Below are 17,543 nucleotides of genomic sequence, written 5' to 3' on the forward strand. Positions count from 1 at the left end.
CGTCCGTCAACGCCGAATGAATTCCAGCACGTCGGCATTGAAGCGCGCCGCCTCGAGCTGGGCGAGGCCGTGGCCGCTGCCCTCGTAGACCTTGAGTTCCGCACCCTTGACGAATTCGACGGCGCGATGTGCCGAGGCCTCGATCGGCACGATCTGGTCATCACCGCCATGCACTATCAGCGTCGGCCGCCGGATCGCCTTCAGATCCTCGGTATAGTCGACCTCCGAGAATTCCCTGATGCTATCGTACTGGCCCTTGATGCTGCCGGCCATGCCCTGCAGCCAGAAGCTGTCGCGCAGCCCCTGCACTTCCTCGACGCCCTCGCGATTGAAGCCGTAGAAGGGCACCGTCAGATCGCGGAAGAATTGCGAACGGTTGAGGGCTGTGCCTTCGCGGATACCGTCGAAAACCTCGAGCGGGGTGCCGTTCGGGTTGGCCGCTGTCTTCAGCATGATCGGCGGAACCGCACCGACCAGCACGACCTTCGCCACCCTGTCATTGCCATGCCGGCCGACGTAATGGGACACCTCGCCGCCGCCGGTCGAGTGGCCGATCAGGATCACGTCGCGAAGATCGAGATGCTCGATCAGTTCCGCCAGATCGTCGGCATAACGGTCCATATTGTTGTCGTCCCATGGCTGAGCCGAACGGCCGTGGCCTCGGCGGTCATGCGCGATCACGCGGTAGCCCTGCTGGCCGAAGAACAGCATCTGCGCGTCCCAGGCGTCGGCCGAGAGCGGCCAGCCGTGAGAGAATACGACCGGCTGCCCCTTGCCCCAGTCCTTGTAAAAAATCTCGACGCCGTCGGTGGTCGTGAACGTGGTCATTTCGATATCTCCAATCTTTTCGAGTGCGTTTGCAGTCCCGGTCCGGGCGTAAAGCGCGAGACCGGTTCCAAGCAGGCCCCCGCCAATCAGTGCCGCACGGCGCGTCAGTCGGGGTCCGAATCGGATGTCTTTCATCGTGTTCATCTCGCTTTGAGATTATTGCTCTCGCTCGATTTCATCGTGCACGACTGAAATGGGAATTAAAATCACATCATCAAGATCCGCGATTAAATCGTGTGCGATTTTTTTTACTTTTTAGCGCCACACTTCGAGCGATCATGAAAAAGTCATTTGGAACAGATAGATATAGTCTCCCGCCAGAATCGGTTTCGCGGGAAAAAGACGACGGTCACGCCTCACACAGCCAATTTCGCCGCCAAATCACCGGGCCGGCATCAGGGAAGCCGCCTTCCAGCGTCCATCCCTGATGCCGCCGCCGCGCATCAAATTGGTTTTCCCCGGGAATTTCGCTTATCTTTTCAACGGGCGAGTTGCTTGCGGAGTTGAGAGATGTCGACGACGGATGATTCAGACGGCACCAAGGGCCCGAAGGCAAAGCCAGAAGACGAAAACGAAACAGGCTCCGCGACCGCGGCGAACCCCGAGGGTGCGGAAACGCCCGGGGCCGATGACGCCGCCGCCAAAAAGAAACCCGAGGCTCTGACCGCCCGCAGAACCGACGAGCAGGGCGCGCGGAAAACATCCGAGACCTCCGCGCAGAAGAAGAAGAGCAGTTCCTCGAAATCCGACCGGAAGGAAGCGCCAGCAGTAACCGCGAAGCCCGCGCGCCGACGTTATTTAGGCCTTATCGCCGCTCTTCTGGCCGTTTTCATCGTCGGCGGTCCCGCACTTTTCATGCTCTGTCTGTCCGAGTCTGCGCGGCCGTTGAATGTCAGCGTTGTCCCGAGCGGCGATGCCATCGCATGCCCGGCTGTCGCGGGACATTTCACGGACTGTTACCTCTCCGAAGAAATCACCGTTTCGGCCCCGGCGCCGGCACAAAAACAGGGCTTTGATCGGTTCTGCTGCGACTTCATCGTCGAACGCACGCTGGCGCCGGTCGTTTCCTACGGCGACGGAACGGGATCCCTGCCCGCAACATTGAGCGCGGATGGCACGAACCTCCCTCTCGCCGACGGAACGCGCCGAACCGGCAATCCGGTTCTGCGCCGCGACGGCGGAACGCCCGAGCGCAGGATCCGGGTAATCTCCGAACCGGCCTTTACCCTGCCGGCGATCAAGGGCCTGGAAAAGCTTCTCGGCCAACCGCTCCCGTACGACGTCGCACCCTTGATCGCCGCCGTCGTGCCGGAAGCAGCGGCACGTTCGGAACATGAACAGGCTGTCACGCTCACGGAGGGCGGCACCATGGTTCGGCTGAACGACGGAGCCGGCGAACCGACGCAGATCAGCATCCGCGCGCGGGCCACTCCGACCCTGCTCTTTGCCAAGATCGTTGCCGACGGCACGGCGCCCGAGAACATTCTGACAGTGCCCGGTGTCCTGCCGAGAGCGGCGAGCGGGTGGCTCCCGTCTCAGATCGACGGCCTCGCTCCGGCAGGTCACGGAGAGATCCGCGCCGCTTATGCCGAACTTCGACAGCAATCCGTCTCCAGACTCGCGGCGAGCGCCGAAGCCGAGGCGGGACTGGCGACGGCTGGGCGGACCTGCATCGAGTTCTACGGCGCGATGCGCGAGCGTTTCAGCCGCTACGATGCCGCCATCGCCACCTTCATCGCCGCTGGTCCGACCGGATTGCTGACCTCGCTCTCGCCGGCCGATCCGCATGGTTGTTCAGATCCCACCCGCGCTACGCTCTCGTCCGAGCTCGCAGCGGACTGGACGGCTCTTGATGCTCCCTTCGTCGCGCTTGCGATCCCGAAAGTCGAAGAGACGGAGGAAATCGCCTCGGCCGCCGCGGAAGACGAGGAAACGATGGTCCGCAAAGTTCTGCTCGATCTCGCCTCGGCGGCGAAAAGCGGCGCCCGCCTGCAGGATGTCAAAGCGTCCATCAGCGACCCGGTCGCGATCCGCTTCGGCCGCGGCGGCGCCGAGACCCCAGGTTCCCGGGATGCCGTCGTCCGGATGCTGTACCGTCAATGGTCCCACGTCGGATGCTGGATCTATGCAGCCGCGCCGGGCTCCGGCGGATCCGCGATGCTCCTCGCCGAAGCGCAATATCCCTATCTCAATCGTATCGTGCTCGATTTCGATGCCGCAGGACGGATCGCGAAGGTGGAAGTGACCGGGGTGACCTTCGACGACTTGCTCCGCTTCAAGGCCGCCAACCGGGGAACCGAGTGCCAGAACTTCCTGAACCCTGTCCGGCTGGCGGATTATAGAGACTGGTATGCCGTCAATCCCGCGGGCGCCGCCACCCCAGCGGATCATGCAGAGCGCCTGTTCCACGAGGGCCTGCAGCAGAAATTCCGCCTGAACTGAACGCCGACCGATCGATTGACTTCGAATTTTGGCAAATGGCGGGACTGATAGGGAGATGCGCGCCGTTCCCGAAACATGGCGCGAAACAGCAGGCCGTGCCCGGCAACCAAATGTTCCGCGCCCCCGCCGATAATCGGGTTTACCAAAAGGTAAAACGCAAACGAATTACACGCCGATTAAAAACCGCAGCAGAAAGTTCAAAAACAGACTCACTAATATGAATTCATGAATGCAATTTTACTCAGATATATCTGGACATTTCTTATTTATTCGCAAAAAATACCCGTAATGGGATCATGAATATACTTAGGCTCTAAAAAGCTTGATTCTTGCAAGAAATATCGCCTCGAATGCAGCGCCGAGCTGCACGATAGATCTGACCCTGGCGTTCCAGAACAAGGAAACGGCAGCGCTGCATGAGGCGTGGCGCCGGCTTGGCGGCGATCACGGGATCCCCTACCGCAGAGACTTCGACCCGCGCGACCATGTCGCCCTCCTGCCCCACATGTTCGTTATCGAGGCGACCGACGACCCTGAGCCGAGGTTTCGCTATCGCCTCGTCGGCACCAACATCGTAGAAACGATCGGCCGGGATGCGACCGGAACCTGGGTCGACGACCTCTACAAGGACACGCCGGAGGTGGTGGAAGGCTTCAAGGCCCTCTTGAAGAAGGGCCGTCCTGTCCGCACTTTCGGAAAACTGACCTGGGTCGGAAAGGACTACCTTTCCTACGAGTCCGGGATCTTCCCTCTGCTGACCGACGACGGGCGGATCGGCCGCTATGTCGGCCTGACCATTTACTCGTCGGGCAAAAGCTCCGGCGACTGACCCTCGCCTGTCCCCTCCCCGTCATCACAGGTCGCGCCGGAACAACAGGGGCTGGACAGCTCCGATTACGGTCCCGATCATTCTGACGTTTCAGGGTCCTGACGGGGGCATAAGGCGATGAAGGGTTCCGCGAGCGGCATGCGGGCACTGAAGGGCGGGTCTTCCCGCTATTCGATCTTCGCTCTGGCGCGCAACGCGCTCAGCTATCACGAGAACTGGCAGAAGGCCTGGCGTTCGCCGGAGCCGAAGCCGGAATATGACGTGATCATCGTGGGCGGCGGCGGCCACGGGCTCGCGACCGCCTATTATCTCGCCTCGGTGCACGGCATCCGCAATGTCGCCGTGATCGAGAAGGGCTGGATCGGCGGCGGCAATACCGGTCGGAACACCACCATCATCCGCTCAAACTATCTCTGGGACGAGAGCGCGGGGATTTACGAACACGCGCTGAAGCTCTGGGAAGGGCTCTCTCAGGAACTGAACTTCAATGTCATGTTCTCCCAGCGCGGCGTGCTCACCCTCGCCCATTCGGAGCATGAACTGAAGGAGATGCGGCGCCGGGTCGAGGCGATCCGGCTCAACGGAATCGACAGCGAGGTGATGACCCCGGGGCAGATCAAGAAGCTGGTGCCGATCATCGATACCTCGCCGACCATTCGCTACCCGGTCATGGGCGGCTTCATCCAGAAACGCGGCGGCACCGCGCGGCACGATGCCGTGGCTTGGGGCTATGCCCGCGCCGCCGACGATCTCGGCGTCGACATCATTCAGAACTGCGAGGTCACCGGAATCCTGCGCGAGGGCGGCAAGGTGACCGGGATCGAGACCAGCCGCGGCACGATCCGGGCGAAGAAGGTCGGCTGCGTCACCGCCGGCCATTCCGGCGTCGTCGCGGAGATGGCCGGCCTGCACCTGCCGATCGACTCCCGGCCGCTGCAGGCCCTGGTCTCCGAACCGATCAAGCCCTGCGTCGACACGGTGATCATGTCGAACGCGGTGCACATGTATATCAGCCAATCCGACAAGGGCGAGCTGGTGATGGGCGCCGGTGTCGACAGCTACAATTCCTACAGCCAGCGCGGCAGCCTGCCGACGGTCGAGGGCCTGCTGGCAGCCGCGGTCGAGCTCTATCCGATCGTCTCGCGCCTCCGCGTGCTGCGCACCTGGGGCGGCATCGTCGATACCTGCCCCGACGCCTCGCCGATCATCTCCAAGACCCCGGTCGAAGGTCTCTATTTCAATTGCGGCTGGGGCACCGGCGGCTTCAAGGCGACGCCGGGCTCGGGCCACGTCTTCGCCGAGCTGATCGCGAAGGACGAGCCGAACAGGATTTCCGCGCCGTTCAGCCTCAACCGCTTCGAGACCGGCTACCTGATCGACGAACACGGCGCCGCCGGCGTCGCGCACTAGGGAGAGACGAGATGCTGCTGATCACCTGTCCCTGGTGCGGACCGCGGGACGACAATGAGTTCCATTACGGCGGTGAGGCCCATATCGCCCGCCCGCTAAAGGCCTCCGAGCTGAGCGACGCGGAGTGGGCCGAGTACCTGTTCCTGAAACAGAACGCCAAGGGTCCCTTCACCGAACGCTGGTCGCACAGCGCGGGCTGCCGGCGCTGGTTCAACGTGGTGCGCAACACCGCGACCGACGAGATCATCGAGGTCTACCCGATGGGCGAACTGCCGAAGAGCGCCGAAGGCATAAAGGCCTACGAGACCAACTGGCGGCGCGAGAGCGCCGCGCAGAAGAACGCGAAAGCGGGAGCGTCGGACAAATGAGCGGGCAATCCTTCCGTATCCGTGATCGGGGCCGCATCGACCGCCAGAAACCGGTCCGCTTCCGCTTCGACGGCAAGACCTATGGCGGCTATGAGGGCGACACGCTCGCCTCGGCCCTGCTCGCGAACGGCGTCCATCTGGTCGGCCGCAGCTTCAAGTACCACCGCCCGCGCGGCATCCTCGGCGCCGGTTCGGAAGAGCCGAACGCTCTGATCCAGCTCGGTGCCGGCAACAGGACCGAGCCAAACCTGCGCGCAACCCAGATCGAGATCTTCGACGGGCTCCAGGCGGAGAGCCAGAACCGCTGGCCGTGCCTCAAATACGATATCGGCGCGATCAACTCGGTCTTTCACCGGCTGCTGCCCTCCGGCTTCTATTACAAGACCTTCATGTGGCCGGCCTCGCTCTGGATGACCTACGAGCACGTGATCCGGAATGCCGCCGGCCTCGGCAAGGCGCCTCAGGACCGCGATCCGGACCGCTACGAGAAGATGCACGCTCATGCCGACGTTCTGGTGGTCGGCGGCGGTCCCGCCGGTCTTGCCGCAGCTCTCGCGGCCGGCAAGACCGGTGCGCGCGTGATCCTGATGGAAGAGACGGCGGACTGGGGCGGCGCCCTGCTCTCCGAAAGCGACAGCACGGTCGACGGCAAGGATCCCGCGCGCTGGGCCGCCGAGACCGTGGCCGAACTAGAAGCCATGCCGGACGTGACGCTCGTCAAGCGCTGCACCGTGACCGGCTATTACGATCACAACTATCTGACCGCGCTGGAGCGGGTGAGCGACCATCTTGGCGCCGCGCCGGAACACACGCCGCGCCAGCGGCTCTGGAAGATCCGGGCGAAGCGCGTGGTGCTGGCGACCGGTGCCCTCGAACGGCCGCTGGTCTTCTCCGACAACGACCGGCCGGGGGTCATGCTCTCCTCGGCCGTGCGGGCCTATATCAACCGCTACGGCGTGCTGCCCGGCCGCAAGGTCGTGATCTTCACCAACAATGACGACGCCTACCGCACCGCCCTCGCGATCGAGGAGGCGCACGGCAAGGTCGCCGCCATCGTCGATGCCCGAACATCGGTCTCCGGCGCGCTCGCAGACGCAGCCCGTGCGAAGGGGATCACGATCTACGAAAACCACGGCATCGTTTCCGTGCAGGGCAAGACCCGGGTCAGCGGTGTCGAGGTCATGCAGCTCGACGCGACCGGCGCGGGTGTCACCGGTTCCGCCAAGTCGGTGAATTGCGATCTCGTCGCCATGTCCGGCGGCTGGAACCCGACGGTGCATCTCTTCTCCCAGGCCAAGGGCAAGCTCGCCTGGAACGACGAGATGGCCGCCTTCGTCCCCGGCACAGCAAGTCAGGCGCTGGCCAGCGCCGGGGCCTGCAACGGCAGTTTCGCGCTCGACGATGTCCTGAAGGAAGGCTTGAAACTCGGCGCCGAGGCCGCGCGCGAGGCCGGTTTCAAGGGCCGCGCGCCCGCAGCGCCGAAATCGAGCGAGCCGGAACAGGGCGCGCTCCGTCCGCTCTGGATCGCGCCGGGCAAGGCGAAGCTCGGGCGCAAGGGCAAGCATTTCGTCGATTTCCAGAACGACGTCACGGCCGCCGACGTGCAGCTCGCCGCCCGCGAAGGCTACCGCTCGGTCGAGCATCTGAAGCGCTACACCACGACCGGAATGGGCACCGACCAGGGCAAGACCTCGAACGTCAACGCGCTCGCGATCCTCTCCGACACGCTCGCCTCCGAGATCCCTGCGACCGGGACCACGACCTTCCGCCCGCCCTACACGCCCGCCACCATCGGCGCCTATACCGGGCGCAATGTCGGCAAACTGTTCGAGCCGATCCGCAAGACACGGATCGACGAGTGGGCGCGGGCACACGGCGCGAAGTTCGAGCATGTCGGCCAGTGGATGCGCGCCTGGTACTTCCCGAAGCCCGGCGAGACCTTCCGCCAGTCGATCGACCGCGAGGTGAAGGCGGTGCGCGACAGCGTCGGCATCCTTGACGCCTCGACCCTCGGCAAGATCGACATCCAGGGCCCGGACGCCGCCGAGTTCCTCAACCGCATCTACACAAATGCCTGGCTCAAGCTCGGCGTCGGGCGCTGCCGTTACGGACTGATGCTTAAGGAAGACGGCATGGTCATGGATGACGGCGTGACCACGCGGATCGGCGAGAACCATTTCCACATGACCACCACCACCGGCGGCGCGGCGAACGTGCTCTCCTGGCTGGAGGAGTGGCACCAGACGGAATGGCCGGAGTTGAAGGTCTTCTTCACTTCGGTAACCGAGCAATGGTCCGTCGTCGCGGTGAACGGTCGGAAGAGCCGGGCGCTGCTGGAGAAGCTCTGCTCCGACACCGACTTCTCCGCCGCGGCCTTCCCCTTCATGTCAATGAAGGAGGGGACCGTCGCGGGAATCCCGGCGAAGATCTACCGAATCTCCTTCACCGGCGAGCTCTCCTTCGAGGTGAACGTACCGGCGCGCTACGGCCTTGCCCTCTGGGAAGCGCTGATGGAGGCGGGCAAGGAATTCGACATCACGCCCTACGGCACCGAGACCATGCACGTGCTCCGCGCCGAGAAAGGCTTCATCATCGTCGGCCAGGAAACCGACGGCACGGTGACGCCGCTCGATCTCGGGATGGACTGGATCGTCTCCAAGCAGAAGCCGGATTTCATCGGCAAGCGCTCGCTGGAACGCGCCTCGATGGCGGCCGAGGACCGCAAACAGCTCGTCGGCTTGCTGACAGAAGATCCTAACATCGTGCTGCCGGAAGGCGGACACGTTGTCGAGCATCTGAAACCGCAGCCGCCGATGGACATGCTCGGCCACGTGACCTCGAGCTACTACAGCCCGAATTGCGGCCGCTCCATCGCCATGGCGCTGATCAAAGGCGGCCACAAGCGGCACGGCCAGACCCTGCATGTGCCGCTCGAGGACAAGCTCGTGAAGGTGACGGTGACCGAACCCCGGTTCTTTGATCTGGAAGGGAAGCGGATCGATGGCTGATCTGGAAAACCTGAAGGCGCGCACCGCGCTCGACCCGCTCGAGATCATCATCGGCGGCCCGTCCGATGCCGGCGTGGTCCTGACCGAGATCCCGTTCCGCACCAAGCTGGTGCTGCGCGGCCATCTCTCCGAGAAAGCCTTCGTCTCGGCGGTGAAATCCGTGCTCGGCGTCGTTCCTCCGGCGGAGGCCAACTCGGTTGCCGCCGCGAAGGATGTCCGCATCCTCTGGACCGGCCCGGACGAGTGGATGGTCTATGGCGACGATCCGGCGCTCGCGGCCAAGCTCGCAGAGGCGCTGGAGGGTCAGCATGCCGCCGTGACCGAGGTGACGGAGCATCACACCATGATCCGGCTCTCGGGCCGCCATGCCCGCGACGTCATGGCCAAGGGTTGCGCCATCGACCTGCATCCGCGCGAGTTCGGTCCCGGCAAATGCGCTCAGAGCCATATCGGCCGCATCACCGTGCTGTTCGACCAGCTCGACGAGGCGCCGACCTACGACATCCTCGTACGGGCGAGCTTCGCCGAATATCTCTGGATGTATCTGGAGGATGCCGGTCTCGAATTCGGGGTCAGGATCGAAGCGGCCTGACCCCGCTATCCTTCACGCATCGCTGCGCAGGCTGCGCACGAAATCGGCGACGGTGCGGCTGAGCCCGGCCGCATCCGTGCTGAGTTGACGCGTTACGTTCCGTACCTTGTCCACCGCAGAGCGGGCGGTTCGGCTTGCCTCATCGATCTCGCCGATATCGCGCGAGACCTCAGCCGAGAATCGCGCCGCCTCGTTGGCGTTCGAGGAGATTTCCCGGGCCGAGGCTGCTTGCTCCTCGATAGCCGCGGCGATCGAACCGGAAACATCGTCGATCTCTCTGATCCGCTCGGTGATGTTCTTCATTGCCGCCGCGGCGTTCTCGGAAGCCGCCCGCATGGAGTTGATCTGGCCGGTGATCTCGTCCGTCGCGCTGGAAGTCTGGTTGGCCAGCGCCTTCACCTCGCTCGCGACGACGGCGAAGCCCTTGCCCGCCTCCCCGGCCCGCGCCGCCTCGATGGTGGCATTGAGGGCCAGCAGATTGGTCTGCTCCGCAATGTCGTTGATCAAATCGACGACGTCCTCGACACTCTTGGCGGATTCGACGACGGTCGCGACGGTGCCGCTCGCGGAATCGATCTCCTCCACCGCCGTCCGCGTGATGGTGGAGGCCCGCCCGACCTGACCGCTGATCTCCTGGATCGAGGCGGTCATCTGTTCGGACGCGGCGGCAACCGCCTGCACATTATTCGATGCCTGATCTGTCGCACCGGTGACAGAAGTGACCAGGGTTGCGCTCCGGTCCATGGTCGCTTCCATCTCTCCGGACTCGCTGTCCACGGTGGAGACGGAACGCTCAAGCGCATCCATCACATTGCGGACCTCTGTCTCCAGGCGTTGCGCCATTTCCTCCATGGCCTGTTTGCGGGATTGCTCCGCCTTTACCTTCAGCTCTTCCTGCTCGGACTCGAGTGCCACTCTTGCCGCCTGGCCGTCCCGCAGGACTTGAACGGCCTTGGCGAGGAGGCCGAGTTCGTCGCCCCGCCCGATGCCGTCCACTTTGACCCTGAGGTCGCCCTCGGCAATCTTCTGCGTGGTGTCCGCCAGCGCCAGGATCGGCTTGGCGATCGCAGAGCCGAGGAACCAGAAAACCGCGCTTCCGAGCACGATCGCCAGAACGGTGATGGTGCCGATGGTCAGGGCCGCGAACCAGGCCCGTTCCGTCACCGCAGCACTCGGAACCTTGACCAGGACCTGCCAGACTTCGTCCGGGCCGCGGAACGGCACCGGGAAGCTGTAATAGACATCTGCGCCGATCTCGGCGCTCCGCTCGGACGCGGCGCCCATCAGTCCGGCAACCGGATCGTCGGCAGCCACCGGCTTGCCGAGCAGCGATGCATCCGGGTGACTCGCCCAGATCCCGGCGCTGGAAACCAGCATCAATTGCCCGACACCGAGCGGTGCGATCTTCGAAAGTTCCTCGCGCAGCCGCGTCATATCCATATCGATGGTCGCGATTCCCACTGCCTTGCCGGACTTGCGGATCGGAACGCTGATCGTGGTCATCAGCACGTCCTTTCCCTCCACCGGATAAATGTAGGGGTCGACGACCATGGTCCGGTTCTTGTTCAGGGGGGCGAGATACCAACCTTCGATCCCGGCCTCGATTGTCATCACCAGTTCTTCGATCCCGACGCCGCCGCCGGATTTGTTGTAGAAATACGGCACCATGCGGCCGTCCTTGTCGTTGATCGGCGCCTTGCCTTTGTACGCATCGTCCTTGCCGTCATAGCCGTTCGGCTCGAAGGCGGCGGTGCTGCCGACAAAGCGCCTGTTGGCGACGACGATCGCCGACACGACATCGCCGAGTTGCTCGCGGGTGACGCCGCTTCTCATTGCGCCCTCAGAGGCTTGGGCAATGGATTCGGCGACGTCGATGGCCGGCTGGATGAAACCCTGCACGTTCAGGACCGCGCCTTCCGCGACCGCTTGGACGGTCTGCTCCGAGCCCCGCGCCACTTCCTGGAAGGTCTTCTGCACGGAGTACCCTCCGACAACGCCGTAGCCGACCAACAGCATCAGCGTCACGTAGAGGATGAGACGCCCGCGCACACCGAGCGTAGTCCGTGCTGTCTCTGACATTTTCTCTCTCACCGCTTGGGAATAAGACTTCCGCCCATAATCGATTGTTAAAGGTCTCATAAAAAAGTGAAATTGACGTTACTCTAATTGCCGGATCGTCCCGGACGATCGATGCGCAACAAGATTTGCAGCGACAACGCCCGAAGCCGCGACTGGGAAACCGACCCATGAAATTCGCCGCCATCGCCGATATTCACGGCAACAGCCTCGCCCTCCAGGCCGTTCTCGAAGACATCGCGAACGAAGGCATTGCCGACATCGTCAATCTCGGCGATTTCTTCAGCTCTCCGCTCGACGCCGAGGGCACGGCGGAACTGTTGCGCGGGATCGGCGCGGTCTCGATCCGCGGCAACCACGACCGCTGGCTGGTCGAGCAGGTCCCGGAAGAGATGGGCCGCTCGGACAGGATCGCGCACGACCAGCTGGCCTCGGAAACGCTCGACTGGATCCGGACACTCCCGGCCACCATGGTCTGGCGCGATGAGGTCTTTCTCTGTCACGGCACGCCCGAGGACGACAATACCTACTGGCTGGAACAGGTGACCGATGACGGCCGGGTGCGAAGCGCCGCGCTGAAAGACATCGAGGCCAGGGCCCAGAATATCGAACAGAAACTCATCCTCTGCGCCCACACGCACCTATCCCGCACCGTGGCGCTGGCGGACGGGCGCCTGATCGTCAATCCGGGCTCCGTCGGCTGCCCGGCCTATATCGACATCGAGCCGGCCCCGCACAAAGTGCAGGCCGGCCATCCGGGCGCCTGCTACGCAATCCTGGAGAAGCGGGCCGCCGGCTGGTCGGTCACCCACCGGCAGGTGCCCTACGACAATCTGGAAATGGCACGGCTGGCCATGGACCGCGCCGCCCCGTCCTGGGCCGAAGGTCTCGCCACCGGATGGATCAGCAACGAGACCTTCGCGTCGATTGTGGGGGCCTGATCAGGCGGCGTCCTTCAGCAGCCCTTCGGCCTTCATGGCCGCCTTGACGGACGGACGCTCGGCCATGCGCGCGACGTAGGCCTTCAGGTTCGGGCGTTCGCCGAGACCGAGCCCGGTGAAATTCGCCCAGTTGGCAACCGTGAAGAGATAGGGATCCGCGACCGAGAAGGCGTCGCCGAGGAAGAACTGGCGTCCGTCGGACAGCTCCTTCTCGACGTCATCAAGGCGAAGATTGACCTTCCTGCGTGCCGCGTTCTTCTCGTCCTCGGTCGAATCCGGCTTGAAGAGCGGACTGAAGGACTTGTGCAGCTCGGTGCCGACGAAGTTCAGATGCGCCTGCACCCGCGCCCGCTCCACGCTGCCGAGGGCCGGGGAAAGATCTTTCCGGCCGGAATTGTCGGCAAGATACTGGACGATCGCCGGCCCTTCGGTCAGCACGTCCCCGCCATCGAGCGCCAGTGCCGGGACGTAACCCTTGCTGTTCACCGCGTAGTAATCGGCCCCGGTTTCGGTCTTGTGGGTCTTGCTGTCGACCCGCTCCGTCGTAAAGGCGGCACCGAGTTCGTGCAGAACGATGTGCGTGGCAAGGGAGCAGGCTCCCGGAATGTAGTAGAGCTTCATGTCTGTCCTCCTCTGACAGGGTGGATCCGGCGGCATCGCCACCGGATGAAAGGCCCTGAGCCGCTCATGCGGCGCGGGTAGTCTCAAGATCCGCGATCAGTTCGTCCATGAGAGCGGTCGCGGAGCGGTGCTTCAGGTTCGGCGCCGACTGGCCGGCATAGAGCGAGAGCAGATCGTCCCGTCCCTCTTCCAGAGCCGCGGCCTTGATCGCGCCGAAGAACCAGCTCTGGACCGGGAACGGCGGCAGCTTGTTGCCGTGCGCCTCCATCTCTTGGATCCAGCGGTTGCGAATCCCCCGCGCAAGGCGGCCGGTATAGGACCGGGTCAGCGTGGTCTCGCGGACCGCGTCGGTGAAAAGCAGGTCACGGTGCGCCTCGCTGGTTCCGGATTCTGTACAGGCGAGGAAAGCGGTCCCGATCTGCGCCGCCCCGGCACCAAGAGCCAGCGCCGCCCGTACGCCCCGCCCGTCGACGATCCCGCCTGCGGCGATCACCGGCGCCCTCACATGCGCGGCGGCGATCTGCACCAGCGAGAAGGTTCCTGTCAGGCTCTCCTCCGCAGGCGCGAGGAAGGAGACCCGATGCCCGCCCGCCTCGAGCCCGGTGGCGACGATGAGATCGACACCGGCGGCGTTCAGCGCCTCCGCCTCGGCCAGCGTCGTGGCGGCGCCGACCGTGACGATGCCCAGCCTGCGGCATTCCTCGAGGATCTTCTTCCCGGGAATGCCGAAAACGAAGCTGAAGACCGGCGGGCGCGCTTCCAGCAGCGCCTCGACCTGGTGCTCGAAGCGGTGGTGGAAGCGCTCCGGCAGGACCGGCGCGGGCAGCCCGAGTTCCTCGTAATAGGGCGCGAAAATTGGATAGTAGCGCTCGAACTGGGCCGCGCTCGGATGCTCCCCGCCCGGATCGTGGTCGGAGACCCAGAGATTGAGCGCGAAGGGCGCGTCCGTTGCGTCCGAAAGGCGGCGGGTGAGATCCGCCAGATCCTCCGGCGCGGTGACATGGGCGCCGAAGGAGCCGAGCCCTCCGGCAGTGGAAACCTTGGCCGCCAGTTCCACGGTCGAGAGACCGCCGCCGAACGGTCCCTGGATGATCGGATGGCGGATGCCGAGCCTGGCCGCCGCGTCGGTCGTGAACGTCATCGGATGCTCCCGTTGCTGCAATGACGTTCTCAGACCTAAGGGCGATGATTACCCTTGTAAACCAGGTTTCCTTTTGTAACCATATTATCCGGTTACGCTCCGGTAACCATCGCACCGGGAGGTGATCCCCCATGGCTTTGAAGATGCGGAAGAACAAGGTCGCGCCGCCGCCGGAAGGATGTCCGCTCAGCACCTGTCTCAGTGTCATCGGCGGCGCCTGGGCGCCAAACATCATCTGGTATCTGAGCGAGTCCCCACGCCGCTTCAGCGAACTGAAGGCGGACATCCCGGGAGTGTCCTCGAAGATGCTGACGCAGCGTCTGAAAGAGCTGCAGGAGCTCGGCGTCATCGCCCGCACGGTGAAGCCGACGTCGCCACCCTCGGTCGAATATGCACTGACCGATCTCGGCGAGGAACTGGTCCCGGCGATCAACGCCATCGTCGCGGTCGGGCACAAGCTGAAGGCGAGGAAACAGGCTGCAGAGGCGGCGGCCTGAACGGGCTCAGTCGAGCCCCTCCGTCTCGATCTTCAGCGGCTCGCCGCAATGCTTGCAGTGAACGGCATCCTCCTCGTGCCGGCTGAGGCCGCAGGACGGGCAGGTATAGGCGACCTTCTGCGGCCGGAAGACGGCCTGCGCCAGCCGCAGGAAGAGCGCTACGCCGACGACCATGATGAGGACGGCGAGCAGCCGTCCCGCCGTTCCGGTCAGGACGATGTCGCCGAAGCCGGTCGTGGTCAGCGCGGAGACCGTGAAATAGAGCGCGGCGATGAAATCCTCGATCCCCGGATTGTCGCCGAACTGCATGACGAAGACGAGCGAGGTCACGAAGAAGACGAAGACGCCGAGATTGACCGCGCTCAGGATCACCTCCTCGTTCCGCCGGAAGAACGGCGTCTCCGAGCGGAGGTCCCGGAGCACGTGATAGGAATGCAGAAGCCGGAGCGCCCGGAGGACTCGAAGGAACACGAGGTTCTGGCTGAAGATGGGCGCCAGCACGAGCGAGAGGATCACGAAGATATCCGCAATCGTGTAGATCTGCCGCAGCATCCGGAACCGGTCCGGCGCGATCCAGAAGCGGGCGAGGAAATCGCCGAGGATCAGCAGGCCGATGAGACCGTCCACCAGGAAAATCTCGCGTGACGGCGTCAGCGGGATGGTGACGATGAAGAAACCGATCGTGAAGATATCGAACACGATCAGCGCATATCGGAACAGCGCCGCCTCGCGGCTGCGTCCGGTATAGAGCAGTTCCAGCGTTTTCTTCAGTTTCGTGTCGGCCATGCAGTAAATATCCCGTTCCGTTCGCGCGTCACTCTAGCGGCCCTCGGCGCTCGGGGACATGGGTGCGCTGAAGCACCGGCACTTGTCCCATGACAGAGACCCGCTCTAGGCTGCGCTTCCTTCCGACAGTCCAGCCAAGAGCCCGCGCGCATGAAACTCTCCGACCTCCAGACCCCCTGCCTGATCCTCGACAGAACGCGGCTGACACGGAACTGTTCCCGCATGTCCGCGCGCGCCAGCGAACTCGGCGTCGCGCTCCGCCCGCACATGAAGACCGGCAAGTCGGCGGAGATCGCGAAGCTGGCGACGGCGGGCCAGCCCGGCGGCGTCACGGTCTCGACCCTGGCCGAGGCGGAATATCTCTTCGAGCGCGGCTTTCCGGACATTCTCTACGCGGTCTGCATCCCGCCCTCGAAGCTCGACCGCGCGGCGGCGCTGACGGCGAAGGGCGCGGACCTGAAAATCCTGATCGACAGCCCGGAAGTGGCGGAAGCCATCGCCGCCCATCCGGGGCACCACAAGGTGATGATCGAGATCGACTGCGGCGAGCACCGCACCGGCATCGACCACGACAAGGCCCGACTGGTTGAAATCGCCCTCATCCTCGCCGACGCGGAGCGCGCGACCCTCGCGGGGGTCATGACCCATGCCGGCCATTCCTATCGCGGCCGCACGCCGGACGACATGCGCGCCGTCGCGGCCACGGAACGGGACGCGGCGGTCGCCGCGGCGGAAGCGATCCGCGCCGAGGGCATCGAATGCGGCATCGTCAGCGTCGGCTCGACCCCGACGGCGCTCTATGCGGAGCATCTGGAGGGCGTCACCGAGATGCGGCCGGGCGTCTATACGTTGGGCGATCTTTTTCAGGCCGGGATCGGCAGCCACGGGATCGAGGATATCGCGTCGGCGGTCGTCGCCAGCGTGATCTCGCACAATCGGGCACGCGGCACGCTGATGCTGGATGCGGGCGGCATCGCCCTCTCCAAGGACCGCTCGACCCAGGCCCTTGGCGAGAGCGGCGACATGGGTTTCGGCCTGCTGGCGGATCTCGAAACCGGCGCCCCGCTCGACGGCCTTACCATCCGCGGCACGCATCAGGAGCATGGCGAGGTGGCGGTCGCAGATCCGGCGCTCTACGACAGGCTGCCGATCGGCGCCAAACTCCGCGTCCTGCCGAACCATGTCTGCATGACGGTCGCCGCCTATGAGGGGTACGAAGTGTTTGAGGAAGGGTCGGATAAGATTGTCGCGCGTTGGGAACGCCGGAATGGGTGGTGATCACTCAAATAAAAGCACCATAACCACAATCATCTCAACGAAACGTCATACACTTCATCATCGATGCAGGCCACCGCAAGGGAATCATTTGACAAAATTACAATATCCGGACGATACGCATAACTATACGCATAACCCAAACATTCTACTTGGTACTTATCGTCGACAATCAATTTTCTCCCATACTCACACCCCTCAAAATCATCTTCTCTCTTACCATCTTCTTCCACCCGCCCAGTCACGATTCCAACATAGATGATTGACCAACCTTCATAGTCGGCAACATCCATCTCACATCCTGCCAACGCCGAGCGCGCGGGAAGCAATGTTAGAACCGCAAACAAAACCATAATTATAATCTGTCTATAGGGATTAGATTCCTTTTTGTTCATTATCCATCTCCAGAATCTAGCGGGCGCTGTTAAGAAAGTATTTGTTCTAAAAAAGAACGCAGTAATTGCGCGACTTCTTGCGAAAAATTGTAGAATTACCTCATTACTCACGCAACGCAAGAAAGGGAAGTCATGGAGATCTTATTTGATGGAAACGGGAGTCCGTACATTGAATGGGCTCAAAAGCCGGGAATTTACAAACGGGCATGGGTACAGCGCCGAACCGGTGATGCTGATTGGGCAGGTTCTCATCTAGGCAGATATCTTAACGTCGTACGCTGCCAAGCAAGGGGACGCCCCGGGGGAAACCCCACAGATTTCCCCATTTTCTCTA

General features: G+C 63.4%; 15 protein-coding genes. 9 read left to right on the forward strand and 6 right to left on the reverse strand.

The features are described 5' to 3' along the window. Nucleotides 1–6 precede the first annotated feature (6 nt). Nucleotides 7–828, reverse strand: a complete 822-nt coding sequence (locus IG122_RS21500) for an alpha/beta fold hydrolase (protein WP_193188511.1) — start codon at nt 826–828, stop codon at nt 7–9. Nucleotides 829–1,338: 510 nt separating this feature from the next. Between IG122_RS21500 and IG122_RS21505 the strand changes: the two genes are divergently transcribed. The 6 genes from IG122_RS21505 (at nt 1,339) to IG122_RS21530 (ending at nt 9,477) form a co-directional block, all read left to right on the forward strand. Then, a complete protein-coding gene (locus tag IG122_RS21505; protein WP_193188512.1) occupies nt 1,339–3,270 on the forward strand; it encodes a hypothetical protein in 1,932 nt (643 codons plus the stop codon). Nucleotides 3,271–3,592: 322 nt separating this feature from the next. Next, nucleotides 3,593–4,099, forward strand: a complete 507-nt coding sequence (locus IG122_RS21510; protein WP_193188513.1) for a PAS domain-containing protein — start codon at nt 3,593–3,595, stop codon at nt 4,097–4,099. A gap of 117 nt (nt 4,100–4,216) precedes the next feature. Next, a complete protein-coding gene (locus IG122_RS21515) occupies nt 4,217–5,509 on the forward strand; it encodes a sarcosine oxidase subunit beta family protein (protein WP_193188514.1) in 1,293 nt (430 codons plus the stop codon). A gap of 11 nt (nt 5,510–5,520) precedes the next feature. Further along, nucleotides 5,521–5,877: a sarcosine oxidase subunit delta gene (locus IG122_RS21520; RefSeq protein WP_193188515.1), complete on the forward strand. Its 357-nt coding sequence runs from the start codon at nt 5,521–5,523 to the stop codon at nt 5,875–5,877. Further along, a complete protein-coding gene (locus IG122_RS21525) occupies nt 5,874–8,885 on the forward strand; it encodes a sarcosine oxidase subunit alpha (RefSeq protein WP_193188516.1) in 3,012 nt (1,003 codons plus the stop codon). Before IG122_RS21520 ends, IG122_RS21525 begins: the two co-directional genes overlap by 4 nt. Continuing rightward, nucleotides 8,878–9,477: a sarcosine oxidase subunit gamma gene (locus tag IG122_RS21530; RefSeq protein WP_193188517.1), complete on the forward strand. Its 600-nt coding sequence runs from the start codon at nt 8,878–8,880 to the stop codon at nt 9,475–9,477. Before IG122_RS21525 ends, IG122_RS21530 begins: the two co-directional genes overlap by 8 nt. A gap of 12 nt (nt 9,478–9,489) precedes the next feature. On the opposite strand, the gene IG122_RS21535 is transcribed toward IG122_RS21530, so the two are convergent. After that, a complete protein-coding gene (locus IG122_RS21535; protein ID WP_193188518.1) occupies nt 9,490–11,556 on the reverse strand; it encodes a methyl-accepting chemotaxis protein in 2,067 nt (688 codons plus the stop codon). Between the two features lie 167 nt (nt 11,557–11,723). Here IG122_RS21535 and IG122_RS21540 point away from each other — a divergent pair, with 167 nt between their 5' ends. Further along, entirely contained in the window at nt 11,724–12,494 is a 771-nt protein-coding gene (locus tag IG122_RS21540; protein WP_193188519.1) for a metallophosphoesterase family protein, read from the forward strand. On the opposite strand, the gene gstA is transcribed toward IG122_RS21540, so the two are convergent. Then, nucleotides 12,495–13,115 carry a glutathione transferase GstA gene (gstA, locus tag IG122_RS21545; RefSeq protein ID WP_193188521.1) on the reverse strand — a complete coding sequence of 207 codons (621 nt, stop codon included), beginning with the start codon at nt 13,113–13,115 and terminating at the stop codon, nt 12,495–12,497. A gap of 64 nt (nt 13,116–13,179) precedes the next feature. Next, nucleotides 13,180–14,256 carry an NAD(P)H-dependent flavin oxidoreductase gene (locus IG122_RS21550; RefSeq protein ID WP_193188523.1) on the reverse strand — a complete coding sequence of 359 codons (1,077 nt, stop codon included), beginning with the start codon at nt 14,254–14,256 and terminating at the stop codon, nt 13,180–13,182. A gap of 131 nt (nt 14,257–14,387) precedes the next feature. On the opposite strand from IG122_RS21550, the gene IG122_RS21555 reads away from it, so the two are divergent. Next, a complete protein-coding gene (locus IG122_RS21555) occupies nt 14,388–14,753 on the forward strand; it encodes a winged helix-turn-helix transcriptional regulator (protein ID WP_193188525.1) in 366 nt (121 codons plus the stop codon). Between the two features lie 6 nt (nt 14,754–14,759). Here IG122_RS21555 and IG122_RS21560 read toward each other — a convergent pair whose 3' ends face one another. Continuing rightward, nucleotides 14,760–15,539, reverse strand: a complete 780-nt coding sequence (locus IG122_RS21560) for a potassium channel family protein (protein ID WP_193188527.1) — start codon at nt 15,537–15,539, stop codon at nt 14,760–14,762. 150 nt (nt 15,540–15,689) lie between these two features. Here IG122_RS21560 and IG122_RS21565 point away from each other — a divergent pair, with 150 nt between their 5' ends. Beyond that, the gene (locus IG122_RS21565) at nt 15,690–16,817 is read left to right on the forward strand and encodes an alanine racemase (protein WP_193188529.1); all 1,128 of its coding nucleotides are present in this window, start codon (nt 15,690–15,692) and stop codon (nt 16,815–16,817) included. Between the two features lie 29 nt (nt 16,818–16,846). On the opposite strand, the gene IG122_RS21570 is transcribed toward IG122_RS21565, so the two are convergent. After that, nucleotides 16,847–17,209, reverse strand: a complete 363-nt coding sequence (locus IG122_RS21570) for a hypothetical protein (protein WP_193188531.1) — start codon at nt 17,207–17,209, stop codon at nt 16,847–16,849. Between the last annotated feature and the right edge of the window lie 334 nt (nt 17,210–17,543).

Origin of the sequence: Nisaea sediminum (assembly GCF_014904705.1) — a bacterium.
Taxonomy (GTDB): Bacteria; Pseudomonadota; Alphaproteobacteria; order Thalassobaculales; family Thalassobaculaceae; genus Nisaea; species Nisaea sediminum.

Bases quoted from the DNA above. Each gene is read 5' to 3' on its own strand.
- IG122_RS21570 (WP_193188531.1), bottom strand. From the start codon at position 17,209: ATGAACAAAAAGGAATCTAATCCCTATAGACAGATTATAATTATGGTT.
- IG122_RS21550 (WP_193188523.1), bottom strand. From the start codon at position 14,256: ATGACGTTCACGACCGACGCGGCGGCCAGGCTCGGCATCCGCCATCCG.
- IG122_RS21560 (WP_193188527.1), bottom strand. From the start codon at position 15,539: ATGGCCGACACGAAACTGAAGAAAACGCTGGAACTGCTCTATACCGGA.
- IG122_RS21505 (WP_193188512.1), top strand. From the start codon at position 1,339: ATGTCGACGACGGATGATTCAGACGGCACCAAGGGCCCGAAGGCAAAG.
- IG122_RS21520 (WP_193188515.1), top strand. From the start codon at position 5,521: ATGCTGCTGATCACCTGTCCCTGGTGCGGACCGCGGGACGACAATGAG.
- IG122_RS21555 (WP_193188525.1), top strand. From the start codon at position 14,388: ATGGCTTTGAAGATGCGGAAGAACAAGGTCGCGCCGCCGCCGGAAGGA.
- IG122_RS21565 (WP_193188529.1), top strand. From the start codon at position 15,690: ATGAAACTCTCCGACCTCCAGACCCCCTGCCTGATCCTCGACAGAACG.
- IG122_RS21535 (WP_193188518.1), bottom strand. From the start codon at position 11,556: ATGTCAGAGACAGCACGGACTACGCTCGGTGTGCGCGGGCGTCTCATC.
- gstA (WP_193188521.1), bottom strand. From the start codon at position 13,115: ATGAAGCTCTACTACATTCCGGGAGCCTGCTCCCTTGCCACGCACATC.
- IG122_RS21500 (WP_193188511.1), bottom strand. From the start codon at position 828: ATGACCACGTTCACGACCACCGACGGCGTCGAGATTTTTTACAAGGAC.
- IG122_RS21530 (WP_193188517.1), top strand. From the start codon at position 8,878: ATGGCTGATCTGGAAAACCTGAAGGCGCGCACCGCGCTCGACCCGCTC.
- IG122_RS21540 (WP_193188519.1), top strand. From the start codon at position 11,724: ATGAAATTCGCCGCCATCGCCGATATTCACGGCAACAGCCTCGCCCTC.
- IG122_RS21525 (WP_193188516.1), top strand. From the start codon at position 5,874: ATGAGCGGGCAATCCTTCCGTATCCGTGATCGGGGCCGCATCGACCGC.
- IG122_RS21515 (WP_193188514.1), top strand. From the start codon at position 4,217: ATGAAGGGTTCCGCGAGCGGCATGCGGGCACTGAAGGGCGGGTCTTCC.